Annotated in this window: 9 protein-coding genes; 2 read left to right on the top strand and 7 right to left on the bottom strand. The window is 64.6% G+C overall.

Annotated elements, in window-relative coordinates; genetic code table 11:
* Positions 1-39: 39 nt before the first annotated feature.
* The 3 genes from HKW67_RS02865 to HKW67_RS22250 form a co-directional block, all read right to left on the bottom strand.
* Positions 40-441 carry a hypothetical protein gene (locus tag HKW67_RS02865; RefSeq protein WP_206044584.1) on the bottom strand — a complete coding sequence of 134 codons (402 nt, stop codon included), beginning with the start codon at positions 439-441 and terminating at the stop codon, positions 40-42.
* Positions 442-548: 107 nt separating this feature from the next.
* Positions 549-2,759 (bottom strand): outer membrane protein assembly factor BamB family protein, encoded by a 2,211-nt coding sequence (locus HKW67_RS02860; protein WP_171223959.1) that lies wholly within the window; start codon positions 2,757-2,759, stop codon positions 549-551.
* Positions 2,760-2,769: 10 nt separating this feature from the next.
* Positions 2,770-4,704, bottom strand: coding sequence for a HupE/UreJ family protein (locus HKW67_RS22250; RefSeq protein ID WP_206044583.1), 1,935 nt, complete (start codon positions 4,702-4,704; stop codon positions 2,770-2,772).
* A gap of 139 nt (positions 4,705-4,843) precedes the next feature.
* Here HKW67_RS22250 and HKW67_RS02850 point away from each other — a divergent pair, with 139 nt between their 5' ends.
* The gene (locus tag HKW67_RS02850; protein ID WP_230981113.1) at positions 4,844-6,037 is read left to right on the top strand and encodes an NHL repeat-containing protein; all 1,194 of its coding nucleotides are present in this window, start codon (positions 4,844-4,846) and stop codon (positions 6,035-6,037) included.
* A gap of 204 nt (positions 6,038-6,241) precedes the next feature.
* Here HKW67_RS02850 and HKW67_RS02845 read toward each other — a convergent pair whose 3' ends face one another.
* On the bottom strand, positions 6,242-6,724 hold the full coding sequence (locus HKW67_RS02845; protein ID WP_171223958.1) for a RidA family protein: 483 nt from the start codon (positions 6,722-6,724) through the stop codon (positions 6,242-6,244).
* Between the two features lie 35 nt (positions 6,725-6,759).
* Between HKW67_RS02845 and HKW67_RS02840 the strand changes: the two genes are divergently transcribed.
* The gene (locus tag HKW67_RS02840) at positions 6,760-7,005 is read left to right on the top strand and encodes an FmdB family zinc ribbon protein (protein WP_171223957.1); all 246 of its coding nucleotides are present in this window, start codon (positions 6,760-6,762) and stop codon (positions 7,003-7,005) included.
* Positions 7,006-7,062: 57 nt separating this feature from the next.
* Here HKW67_RS02840 and HKW67_RS02835 read toward each other — a convergent pair whose 3' ends face one another.
* The 3 genes from HKW67_RS02835 to HKW67_RS02825 form a co-directional block, all read right to left on the bottom strand.
* Positions 7,063-8,961, bottom strand: coding sequence for an ankyrin repeat domain-containing protein (locus tag HKW67_RS02835; protein ID WP_171223956.1), 1,899 nt, complete (start codon positions 8,959-8,961; stop codon positions 7,063-7,065).
* Positions 8,954-10,342: a DUF1552 domain-containing protein gene (locus tag HKW67_RS02830; protein ID WP_171223955.1), complete on the bottom strand. Its 1,389-nt coding sequence runs from the start codon at positions 10,340-10,342 to the stop codon at positions 8,954-8,956. The genes HKW67_RS02835 and HKW67_RS02830 overlap by 8 nt, the downstream gene beginning before the upstream one ends.
* A gap of 64 nt (positions 10,343-10,406) precedes the next feature.
* The gene (locus tag HKW67_RS02825) at positions 10,407-12,812 is read right to left on the bottom strand and encodes a DUF1592 domain-containing protein (RefSeq protein ID WP_230981112.1); all 2,406 of its coding nucleotides are present in this window, start codon (positions 12,810-12,812) and stop codon (positions 10,407-10,409) included.
* Between the last annotated feature and the right edge of the window lie 260 nt (positions 12,813-13,072).

Raw genomic sequence — 13,072 nt, 5'->3', positions numbered from 1 at the left:
GGTATCGGAAAAGGTCGCGATTAGTGTCGCCGCAGCTGACTACGGCCGCGCCACCACGAAGTTCACCACCAGCGAATCCGTAGCCGGCGCGGCGATCGACAGGCTATCGCGACGCACGGTGATGGGCGGAAAGGTTTCGCGCACGCCAGCCGTGACGGTGACTTTGACGCACCCCATGAACGGTATTCCTGGCGTGACGAACCCACTACGATACCGGCCGTTAGCGTCTGTATTCGCGGTCCCATACGTGTTGGCCGAACCGGAGCAGCTGCCGTTGTAGGACGTGATCGCGACAATCGATGGGGCCACGGGCAGTCCGGCGACATCGACCACGCGACCCACGACGCGAACCGTGGGATATCCGTCCTCGATGTCCGTGATCGATTCGCACGACAGAAAGGCCGTGCAGCAGAACGCCAAACAGTAGTTGATCGATTTCATCACGGCGCCTCCGTGTCATTTATTCGGGGTGATCTATAGAAACAAACGCCCTTGGCATTGGTCTGCCAAGGGCGTTTGCCATTCCGTTACGGCTCGACGTAGCGCCCTTACTTCTTCACCGGGAGCGCCAACGCCGTGAGCTGCGTTTCGTTCTCCGCGCCGCTCGCGAACACGATGTACTGCCGCCCCTTGTGCAGGAACGTCATCGGCACCGCCGTCGTCTTCGAGGCGATCTCCACCGCACCCACTTGTTTGCCGGTGGTCTTGTCGAGCGCGTACAGCTTCGGTGCCTCACCCGGCGCGCCACCGCTGCGGCCGGTGCCGTAGATCAGCAGCGTCTTGGTCGTCATTGCCTGCGCCTGTCCGCGTCCACCCTGCGGCGGCAACGTGACGCCGGCAAACAGCGGATCGCGGCTCGTGACTTTCAGCATGCCGGCGTTCGGTGCCCACCACGACTTGTCGCCGCTCTTCATGTTGTACGCCGTGATGCCACCGTATTCCTTGGGCTTCACGATCGACACGCCACCGATGATCGAGCCGCCGGCGCGCGCGGCGAAGTCACCACCGCGCTCACGCACGGGACCTTCGTAGCCAGCCGGTGCCGGCAACGCGCCGAGCAGGCCGCAGCTGTTGCGCGGGGAGCTGTAGTCGAACTCCGAGCACGGATCCTTCTGCAGCTGCGCGGTGCTCATGCCCGTGATCGACGCCACGTACAGCATGCCGGTTTCCACGTCCACCGTGGCGCCACCGTCGATGTTCACGCCACCGCTGGCACCGGGCGCGTACCACGAGCACTTGAGTCCGGTGCTCCCCTTGCCGTCGGCCGCGGCCGGCGGAATGAAGTACGGCCCCATGCGGCAGCGCTTGGCCATCTTGAGCGCCGAGTCCTTGATGGCCGGCGTGTAGTCGATGAGATCGGCCTCGACGAGACCCTGCTGAGAGTACGCCGCTGGCTTGCTCGGAATCGGCTGCGTGGGCGACGAAATCTCGCCCGGCACGTCGCTCTTCATCACCGGCGTTTCCACCATCGGCCAGATCGGCTCGCCAGTGGCACGATCAAACGTGTACACCCAGCCTTGCTTGGTGGTCTGCGCAATCACCTTACGCGGCTTGCCGTCCACCGTGATGTCCATCAGGTTCGGCGCCATCGGCGTGTCGTAGTCCCAGATGTCGTGATGCACCATCTGGAAGTGCCACTTGCGAAGACCGGTCTTCGCGTCGAGCGCCACGAGCGAGTTGCCGTACAGGTTGTTGCCTGGGCGATGTCCACCGTATTCGTCCATCAGCGGCATGCCCACCGGGATGTACACGAGGCCGAGCTGTTCGTCGGCCGCGTACGGCGCCCACGCGTCGTTCTTGCCGACACCCTTGGTGCCGTTCTTCGAGCCGTTCTTCCAGGTGTCGGCACCGAACTCACCGGGCTGCGGCACGAGGTTGAACTTCCACGCCTGACGTCCGGTGCGGATGTCGAAGCCGCGCACGGTACCCGTGACGTTGTGCGTGCGAATCGGGTAGTAGCCGTGAATCGACGAGTTGCCGACCACCAACATGTTGCCGACCACCATCGGCGGCGAACTGGCGGCGATCTGTCCGGCCGCCGGGTCGAGACCGACGGTACCATCGGCACCGATCTTCTTGACCGGGTCCCACGTTTCGCCCGGCTTTGCTTTGCGCATCGGCGCAGCGTCGGAGATGATGAGCGGACCTGAATCATCGACCGCCAGCGGCACCATGGGGTAGCCCAATCCGTCCATCAAGTCGACCACACCGTTCTTGCCGAACAGCGGATCGGGCTTCCCCGTTTTCGCATCGAGCGAAATCAGGTGATAGCCCGGCGTGACCAACAGCACGCGTTCAATGCGGCCGTCGGTCCAGTACGACAAGCCACGACCGGCGAACTGACGCGGCGCCTTCTGCCAGCGAATGCCTTCGTCCAGGCGATACATCCACAACGTCTCGCCCGTTTCCGGATCAAGCGCGGTAGCCACGCGACGCGTGCTGGCCACCGTGAACAGTCGACCATTGGCGAAGATCGGCGTGGTGCGATAGTACTCGTCCTTGCCGAACGCACTGGCCTTCCACTCCCACGCCACCTGCAGCGAATCGAAGTTGCTGGCATTCACCTGCTCGAGCGGCGAGTAGCGCGTGCTCCATTGGTCTGCTCCCCAATGGCGCCATTCGCCGTACGCGTTGCCGCGCACGAGTGGCTTGCCCTGTTGCGCCACCGTGGGAGCGACACGCGTGAACGTGGCGCCGACAACCGCGGCGCCCGCGATAAGCGCAAATCCGGCCAGCCGTCTGGTCCTGCGTTGCATCATCTGATCTCCGTCAAAACTGCGGGACGAGTCTGAACCTGCGTACTTCCCAACGATCTTCCAATGACGACGGCGCCTGATGCGGCACGTTGTTCGGCGCGTTGTTCGGCGCGTTGTTCGGCGCGTTGTTCGGCGCGTTGTTCGGCGCGTTGTTCGGCGCGTTGTTCGGCGCGTTGTTCGGCGCGTTGTTCGGCGCGTTGTTCGGCGCGTTGTTCGGCGCGTTGTTCGGCACCGGCTCGATACGCACCGTCTTCAACCAATCCGGCTCGGCGTTCAACTCCACCCTCCCCGCCGGCATGCCGTTCAGCTTCAGGATGTACGCGGTGACCCACACGTACTCCTCTTCGGTAAGCGTGCCCGGTGCCGACTTGGGCATCAGGTTGCTCAGATAGCCATACAGGTCCCACAACGGTCGCCCGAACCACTTCAGCTCGAACGCAGGCCCCATGTGCGTCGCCGTGGTGTGACAGCCTAGGCAAGCGCCGTTGAACACGTTCTTGCCCTTCGCAGCCTGCGCCGCCGTGTACACACCTTGCGTGGTTGACTTGGGCGCCTGCGCTTGGCTCCCGCGCGGCGCGAACAGCGCGGCCGCGCACACCAGCAACAGTCCGGTGGCGGCCGACTTCGACACGGTGCGCGCGCCCGACAGCTTGCGCATCACACCAGAAATCCCCCACGCCACCCCGATCACGATCAACACTCCCATCGCTCCCCGCATGACATCCGCCAGAAACAGCGCATCGAGCACCGGAGGCGTGAACCGGTACGTGCGCAACGTGGCCGCGCGCTCGAGCAGCCAATGCCACGCCTCGTGCGTGATGAACGCCGACGCGATAATTACGCCCATGCGCTCGGGCACCGCGCGCGCGAACACCCAGCGCAGCGCCGGTATCGAAACCGCCAACACCGCCAGCTGCGCCAGTTCGACGCCCACGTTGAACGCCGCGAGCGACGTGAGCAAATGCGAACCGGCAAACTGCAGCTGATCGCGCAGCGCCGCGGAGAATCCGAAGCCGTGTACCAGTCCGAACGCGAACGCGATCATCCAACGCTGTTGCACGCGCGCGCCCACGATGTTCTCGAGCGCCATGTACACGATGGAGCCGGCGATCAGCACCTCGACCAGCGGCGGGAACCACAATGCCGTGGGTGCGAAGCCCATCGCCGATGCCACCAGCGTAATCGAGTGCGCGATCGTGAACGCGGTGACCACACCGACCAAGGGCCGCATGGCACGAATGGGCAGCACCAGGCACAGCACGAACAGCAGATGATCGATGCCGCTGAACATGTGCGACATGCCGGTCAGCACGAAACGCCACGCGGCATGCCACCAGCGCGGGTCGAGACGCACCTCGCCCGGATCGCCGTCGAAGGTGATCACCCGTTCGGCGCCGGTGCTCAGCAGCAGCGTGACCACGGTGGTGGTGCGGAGCCCAAGGTGCGCCCACTTGGGCTCCAATACCAAGTCGGCGTCGTCGGCTACGATCACGCCGTTCGCGGGCACGTCGAGCAGCACGTCGAGCAGCACCTGCCCCACCGGAATATCAGTGGTCGCCGGCAGCGGTAACGTCTGCACCGCGCGCAAGGCGCTGTCGTACGCATCGAAGGCGCGATCGCTGGGCAACGCGGCACGCACCGCCATCACCTGCGGGGCGCCCAGCACCCGATCGCCCACGCGCAAGCGCAAGCCATCGGCGATCCACAACTGGGCGGCATCGCGCAGCGTGGGTTCGGCTCGCGCCACATCCAGCAACCCCGCACCACGCGTGGGGAACGACACATCACGCATGCTCTCCAGCGGCACCCGCACCAGCACGCGCACCCGCGCGCCGTCTGGCTTCACGAACGTGCGTACGACGACCGTGGCCGGGATCTCGTGCGCCTGCGCACGATGTCCCGGAACGATGATCAACAGCAGAGCGAGCAAGGATAAGAGAAAGGGCATCGCGACGCGGGCGGCGATTCTCTGGACAGGCGGGATGAGGCGCGTTACTAAGGAGGGATTCGCGGCACAGCCGCAATTGCACGAACATACCATCCCGCCCCGGAATCCACACGGGGTCCTACCCCTGATGGAGTTCCTGATGGAGATGCTGATGACGAGGAAGCGCAATTCACTGCGCTGGACGGCGCTGATCCTGACGGTCGGTGCCCTGGGTGTCGCGCAAGCGTCGCTCCGCGCCACCGACCGGCAGACGGTGCAGGCGCCGCGGTTCGAAGTCGATCCCGTGTGGCCCAAGCCGATGCCCAACCACTGGATTCTGGGCTCTGTGATCGGCGTCGGCATCGACAGTCGCGACCACGTGTTCATCATCCACCGCGGTGATTCCACGCTCAATCAGCGCACCGAGGCGGGACTGAACGCCAAGCCGCCCATCGGCGAATGCTGCGCCTCGGCCCCGCCGATTCTCGAGTTCGACCCCGACGGCAACCTAGTGAAGGGCTGGGGCGGACCGGGCGAGGGGTACGTGTGGCCCGGCTCTAATCACGGTGTGGCGGTGGACGACAAGGACAATATCTGGATCGGCGGCAACGGCCCCACGGACTCGCACATCCTGAAGTTCTCGCACGAGGGGAAGTTCCTGCAGCAGATCGGCACGCCCGGCCAGGGATCGGCCAGCAACGACAGCACGCACTTCGGTCGCGTGGCCAAGATCACCTTCGACCCCAAGGCCGGTGAGGCCTACGTGGCCGACGGCTACGGCAACAAGCGTGTGGCCGTGCTCGACATGAACAGCGGGAAGCTCAAGCGCTTCTGGGGCGCCTACGGCAACAAGCCGGACGACGCGCGCCTGCCCCCGTACGATCCCTCGGCGCCGCTCGTGCAGCAGTTCCGCAACCCGGTGCACTGCGCCGAGCCGACCACCGATGGTCTCGTGTATGTCTGCGACCGGCCCAACGATCGCATCCAGGTGTTCCAGAAGAACGGTAAGTTCGTGAAGGAAGTCCGCATCGCGCCAGCCACCCGAGGCGACGGTTCGGTGTGGGATATCGCCTTCTCGAAGGACCCGGCGCAGAAGTACATGTACCTCGCCGACGGCAAGAACGAGCGCGTCTACGTGATGGACCGGCAGTCGCTGGAAATCCTCACCAGCTTCGGCGACGGCGGGCGTCAGCCCGGACAGTTCTTCGCGGTGCACAGCATCGCGACCGACTCCAAGGGCAACATCTACACGACCGAAACGTACGAGGGCAAGCGCCTGCAGAAGTTCCGCTACAAGGGCGTCGGTCAGGTGAAGCGTGGCAACCAAGGCGTGGTCTGGCCGACGGGGAAGTAACCGCAGATCCCCTGCTTGAGAACAAGAAAGGCCAGCGCGGGGTTTGCGCTGGCCTTTTCGTTTCCTCCGAAACAAACAACAACAAAAACTGCTTACCGCAGATTTGCGCCGGAACGGCGCGAATTCGCTCGTGCCAATCCGCGTACGATTCGCGCAAATCCGCGGTAAAGTTGCTTTTGTTTTGAAAAGCGGTGCGACCTGAACTTAGGGAATCACACCCGCGCACTCGATTTCGACCTTGGCGCCTGGCGATACGAGGGCGGCGACCACCACGGTCGAGCGGGCCGGCGGGGCCGACGGGAAGAACTCGCGATACACTGAATTCATGCCGCCGAAGTCCTTCACGTCGGTCAGGAACACGGTACACTTCGTGGCGTTGGCGAGCGTGGTGCCGGCCGCCTCGAACACTTTCTTGGTATTCTCCAGCGCCAGGCGCGTCTGCCCCTGAATCGTGCTGTCCGGCGCGGTGCGGCTCATGCCGAGTTGTCCCGACGCGAACAGCATGTTGCCCACCCGGATACCCGGCGTGAGCGTGGGCGACGCACTCTGCCCTTCGGGAATCACCGGCTGGCGCGCCGCCGTGGCTGGCGCCTTTGCGACTTGCGCCAGCGCCGTGCCGGCGAGCAGCGTACTAGATAGCGACACCGAGATGGCGGCAGTGGTAGCGAAAACGAACGAACGACGCATCAGCAATCCTCCAGGAAGACGGGAGCGGGAATCATATGCCCATGTTCGACTTTGTGTGCACGGCTTGTCAACAGAGCTTCGAAGCGTTGGTGCGTGGCAGTACGCCGCCGGCCTGCCCGGCTTGCGGCAGCACGGCCCTCGAGAAGCAGATGGCCCTGCCCTCCATCAAGACCTCGTCCACGCACGGTCAGGCCATGCATGCCGCCAAGAAGCGCGACGCGGCGCAGGGCAAGGACCGCATGCACGAGCAGCGCAAATACGAACTGAGCCACGACGACTGAGGGCGCAGGGCCCGGTCGGCGTGGCTCAGCAGAATGCCGAGTCCGGGCGCTAGTGGACTAGCAGGACTTGCACTTGTTGCTGTTCTTGGCGCCCATCTTGACGAGTAGGTCTACCGTCTCGAGGAAGGGAGGAATGCGCTGCACCGGACCATTCGCCATGTCGGTGGTGGTCTGGCCACGACGGCTGATCGCCATGATGTCCCCGCCTTTGCTGGCGAGATACGTGATCAGCTCATTGTCGCCGCGGGCCGCCGCATGATGAACGGCGTTGTAGCCGTTATGGTCGCGCATGTTCACATCGACCTTGAGCTCTTCGATCAGATACTTGGCCGACGCCATCCACGCGTCCGGCGCATGCCGGTGCGAGTTGGCCGCGAAGCCTTCACCGTAGCCCACGCCGGTGGCCGCGTGAATCGGATACACGCCCGGACCGCCATCGGGAATCGGCGCGAGCCCCGACGGATCCTTGCCGCCGGCCGCCGCATCATCTCCGCCTGAATCGTCGCCGGGCAGACGGCCCGTCGGCTTGATCGTCGGGATCGTAATATCGGCACCGTACTTCACGAGCAGCTTCATCGCCGGCACATCGGTACCGTACGCGGCACGCCAGAACGCCGTGGCGCCCACTGTGTTCACGCCCAGCAGATCGAAGTTGTACGACATGAACCACAGGTGCTTCTTGAGGCGCACGTTCACGTCGGCGCCGGCCTTGAGGAAGGACTCCATCAGGTCGAGGTATGACGTGGTCTGCTGCAACTGCGCGGTCGGTTGCGGATAGAGCGACTTGGCCGCCCACTGCACGTTGATCGTGGCGTACAGCGGCGTCGCCCCGGCGTCGCTCTGCAGCTTCACATCGGCGCCCTTCTCGAGCAGCATCTTGGCCATGTCGAAGCGGCCGTTGATCGTCGCCATGAGCAGCGGGCTGGTATGATCGCCCTCGCTGACGTGATTGAGCTTTGCACCGGCTTCGAGCAACCGCGCGACGCACTCGTCACTGCCATCACGCACCGCGAACAGCAGTGCCGTGAGTCCCCCCTTGTTGCCGATCAAGTCGCCATAGGTCGGGCCACGATTGTTGAAGCCCGTCTGCGGTGGCGGCGTGGGCGCGGAATCGCGCTTGACCGGTGCACCGGGCGCCGCCGGTGCGGCGGCCGCGGGAGCCGGCACTGCAACCGCTACACGCGGCGTCGCCGGAACAGCAGTCGCAGCCGCCGCAGCAGGACCAGCACCTGCCGCAACACCAGGGCCAGCCGCTGCCACCGTCGGCGCCGCATCGGCCGCCTTCATCGCCGCCACCCGGCGACCGCGCTGCACCAGCATCGCGCGCTCGGCCTTTTCCTTGGCCGAGATGTCCTCGATCTTCGACGCCAGTTCGAGATTCGCGCCGCGCTTGATCAGAATATCGAGTGCGGCCAAGCGATTGCCCGAGGCCGCCCACATGAGCGGCGTCTGTCCCCACGCGCCTTCACGCGTGTCCACCGGCGCGCCCTTGTCGAGTAGCGCCGTGACCGTGGCCGCATCGCCGTTCGATGACGCAAAGTGCAATGCCGTCACCGCGCCCGTCGTCGTCACCGCATTCACATCGGCGCCAGCCGCCAGCAACGCCTTCACCGCCGCCGCGCGTCCGTTGCGCGCCGCCAAGTGCAGCGGCGTGTAGTTGCCGTTGCGCGTGACGGCATCAACGCGCGCGCCGGCGTACATCAGCATCTGCGCACCACCGGCATCGCCACGCTGCGCCGCCCAATGCAACGCGGTCATGCCGTCGGCCTGCGCGGCGTTGACATCGAGTCCCTGCTTGATCAGCACGCGCACGCGAGCGCTGTCACCCCGCATGACGGCGTCGGCCACCGGCGATTCGTCCGTCGGCATCCGCGCCGCGCCCAGTGCCAGCGAGGCACCGAGCACCGACGCGATCACCGCGAGGCGATAGCCGCTCCGCAATCCGGACTTAGGCATAGGAGTTCAAGTTGAGGGCACCCGTGGCGTCACCGAACTTCGTCTGATCGTTCAGGCCGAGCGTGTGCATCATGCTGAGCATCGCGTTCGCCATCGGCGTGCCATCCGGCGCCTTGATGTGCAGGTTGCCGGCCAGCTGTCCTTCGGCCTTGCCCAACAGGATGAGCGGGCAGCGGCGATGGTTGTGCAGGTTCGAGTCACCCATCGGCGAGCCGTAGATGATCATCGTCTTGTCGAGCATGTTGCCGTCGCTTTCCTGGATGTTCTTCAGCTTGTCCAGGAAGTACGGAAGCATCGAGACGTGGTACTTGTTGATCATGTTGAAGTCCTTCACGCCGCGCTCGGTACCGCCATGGTGCGAGGCCGGATGGAACGGCTTGTCCGTGCCGCTCTCCGGGTACGTACGGCTGGAGCCGTCGCGACCCATCTTGAACGAAAACACGCGCGTGATATCCGCCGCGAACGCCAGCGCCTGAATGTCGAACATCAGCTTGACGTGCTCGGCGAACGAATCGGGCACGCCGGCCGGAGCTTCCGGCAACTCGCGCGGATCGCCGCTCTGGTTGCGCGCTTCCACGCGCTGAATGCGGCGCTCGACTTCGCGGATGTCCTCGAGATACTTGTCGAGACGATGACGGTCGTCAGGCCCGAGGTTCACCTTGAGCGACGACATCTCGCCCGACACGAAGTCGAGAATGCTGCGACGCGTGCGACGGCGCTCGGCCCGCTCGGAACTGGTGCCACCGACACCGAACAGCTTCTCGAACGCCACGCGCGGATCGCGAATGACGGGCAGCGGCTCAGTGGGTGACGACCAGCTGATGGAGTCGGTGTACACGCAGGCATAGCCGTACGCGCACCCGCCCGCCTGGTCGACGTTCTCGATGCACAGCTGCATGGACGGGATCGGCGTGTCCTGACCGAAGCGCTTCGCATACAACTGATCGAGCGACGTGCCGACCTTCACATCCGAGCCTTCCGTCTGCTTGGCGTGTGCCTGCGTGAGATACGTCGCGCTGGAGCGAAAATGGTCACCGCCGATTTCGTTCGGCGACGAGGGTTCCGCTTCACGAACGTCGGTGTTGCTGATGATCGTGAGATAGTCGCGATACTGCTCGAGCGACGACATCGCGGTAGGCGCGAGGTCGAACTGCTTGCCGGCCGCCGCAGGCGACCAGAGGTTGAGCTTCGAGCCCAGTTCGTTGCAGCCGGCCGCACCGTGCACCATTTCGATGGCGACGAGGCGAGGCGCCTTGTTGGCGAGGATGCGCGAGCCACGTCCGGTCGGGATCATCGCATCCAGATACGGCAACGCGATCGTGGCACTGAGGTTCTGCAGGAACTGCCGGCGGGGCATCGCCTTGCCGCTGAGAAAATACATGGTGTGGCGTCTCCGGTATCGTGAACGGGGGTGCTAATCGTTTGCGAATGAGTTCTACGAATGATCAGCGAACGCCGGGCGCCGAAACGCCCTTCGTCCCCGAGTCAGCCTGCTCCATCACTTTCTTCAGCCGGAACGCGTCGCTCTTTACGACACCGACGATGAAGTCCTGCATGCGATAGTTGTTCGCCTTCACCTGCGCTTCGATCTTCCGCACCGCGGGATGATCGTAGTACTCCACACGACGGCCCAAGGCATACGCCATCAGGTTCTGCGTGAAGTTGCGCACCAGCGGCGTGGGCCGCTTGAGCAGCGCCTTCTGCAGTTCGAGCGCGTTGGTGATCTTCGTACCGTCGTAGAAGTCGCCACGGGTGTCGAGCGGGGTGCCGTTCTCGCGAATGCGCCACTGGCCGTTCACATCGAAGTTGTCCATGGCCAGGCCGATGGGATCGATGAACACATGACACGACCGGCAACTCGGATTGGCGCGGTGCTCTTCCATACGCTCGCGCGTGGTGAGCATGCGACCTTCCTTGCTGTCACCCGTCTTCTCGAGATCGGGCACGTTCGGCGGCGGCGCGGGCGGCGGCGTGCCCATGAGCACTTCCATCACCCACTTGCCGCGCAACACCGGCGACGTGCGATTCGCATGCGACGTCAGCGTGAGCACACTGCCATGCCCGAAGATGCCGACGCGGCCCGAGTTGGCCGGATACTCGACGCGACGGAAGTCGGTACCGACCACGCCCGGGATGCCGTAATGCTTCGCGAGATCCTCGTTCACGTACGTCCAGTTGGCCGTATAGAGGTCGAGGAAGCTGCGGTTCTCGCGCACGAGATGATCGAAGAACAGCTCGGTTTCCTGCACCATGTCGTCCGCCAGCTGTTCCCGAAAGTCGGGATACTGCAGCGCATCAGGATGCACTTTTTCGATGTCCGACAACCGCAGCCACTGCGCCGCGAAGCGCGTGGACAGGGCGCTGCTGCGCTTGTCGGCGAGCATGCGCTTGGTCTGTGCGATCAGTACCGTGGTGTCAGTCAGCAGACCGCGACGGCCCAGCGATACGAGCTGCGAGTCGGGCGGAGCGCCCCACACGAAGAACGAAAGACGCGAGGCCAGATCGAGGCCATTCACCGCCACGCGCGAGCCCGGCTTCGACACCGCCGGCATCTCTTCCACACGGAAGATGAAGTGCGGGCTGGCCAGCAACGCTTCGACGGCGGTGCGAATACCGAGTTCGAAACCGCCGTCCTTGGCCCCGGCGTCATAGAACGTGAGCAGTCCCTTCAGATCGTTCGGCGCGAGCGGGCGACGATACGCCTGCGCGCCCAACCGCGTCATGATCTTCTCGGCGCACGGACGCGCCTCGGACGGCGTGAGCGGGCGGCAGCTGAAGATGCGACGACGGCTCGGCGTATCCGACACACCGGTCGGATTGAACGGGCCCGTGACGGCGAACATCTGCACGTGCGACTGCGTGGTGATACCGGCCTGCGAGCCGATCTGCGTGTCGGCAATGCTGTGCCCGATCGGCGCGATATTGTCATTCACCGGACCTTCGAACGTCCGGATAAACGCGGCCGTGATGCGCTGCGGACCGGCGCGCACCGAGATCGGCTTTGTGCGGATCTCCATGCCGTTCGGGTCGGCCTGCGACATGCCGCGGTCGACATCGAGCACCGCCATGCGCTCACCATTCACCGAGATTTCGATCTTCTCGTCGAACGGTGCGGCTGAACCGAACAGCTGCCCCGTAGGAATGGCGTGCAGCGTGATCGTGAACACGTACTCACCATCGGCCGGGAACGTGTGTGTCACCGACGTTCCGCCGCGCGTGCCGGCCGGTGCGCCTTCGACCGGATCAACCTGCGACGCCAAACGCGCAATCTTGTAGCTCGACGTGCTCACGCTCGCCTTCGGGTCGCCCACCGCGAGGCGACTGATCTCGCTGGCCGCGTCGAGGTAGGAGTCGAGCAGCGTGGCCGACGGCATCTGCACGTCGGCGATGTTGTCGAAGTTGGCGCTCTTGGTATCGAGCGGCAGCCAGGATTCGGCCTTGATATCCACGCCGAGGAGATCCTTCACGGACCGTTCGTACTCGGCGCGATTCAGACGCTGAAAGGTGCGCGCGCCGGGATTGGGATTGAGCGCGTAGCGCGCATCCATCATCCGTTCGAGGGTACCGGCGAGCACGTCGAGCGTGTCACCACCCGGCTTCGGACGACCCGGCGGCGGCATCATGCCTGCACGCAGCTTGCCGATCATCTTTTCGGCGAGCTCAGGACTGCCGTTGATGTTCGCCATGTCGAAGCCCTGCAGCGACAGGTTGCCCTGTTTGCGCTGCTCGCTGTGACAGCCGGCGCAGGTCTTCTTGACCACGTCGGTCAGCGCCGAAGGCGCGATCGCGGACGGGGCGGGCGATAGCACCGGATGCCCCAGACCGCGCCGCGTCGGCGCGGAAGCTCGCACGGGGGGATCCGAAAGCGGGGCGTCGAATGAAGCAGACGAGGCGAGCGGCGATGTCAGCGTCGGATTCGCGGCGGGATCAGGTCGATCAATGATCGCGACAGCGAGGAGCGACAGGCCACCAACCGAAGCGGCAACCAAGGATTTCATCCTCGGAACTCCGGGCTCAGGCGGGAACGGGCAGGATACGGCAACGTACGTGGATGCTGATTAACGCACGCGAAGTGGAAAGTGCTGAGATATCTATGAAAGCTATCGCGTTT

It is taken from the genome of Gemmatimonas groenlandica (assembly GCF_013004105.1).
In the GTDB taxonomy this organism is placed as follows: domain Bacteria; phylum Gemmatimonadota; class Gemmatimonadetes; order Gemmatimonadales; family Gemmatimonadaceae; genus Gemmatimonas; species Gemmatimonas groenlandica.
The sequence above is the reverse complement of the archived record's forward strand: the minus strand, read 5'-3'. Positions and strand labels throughout refer to the sequence as shown.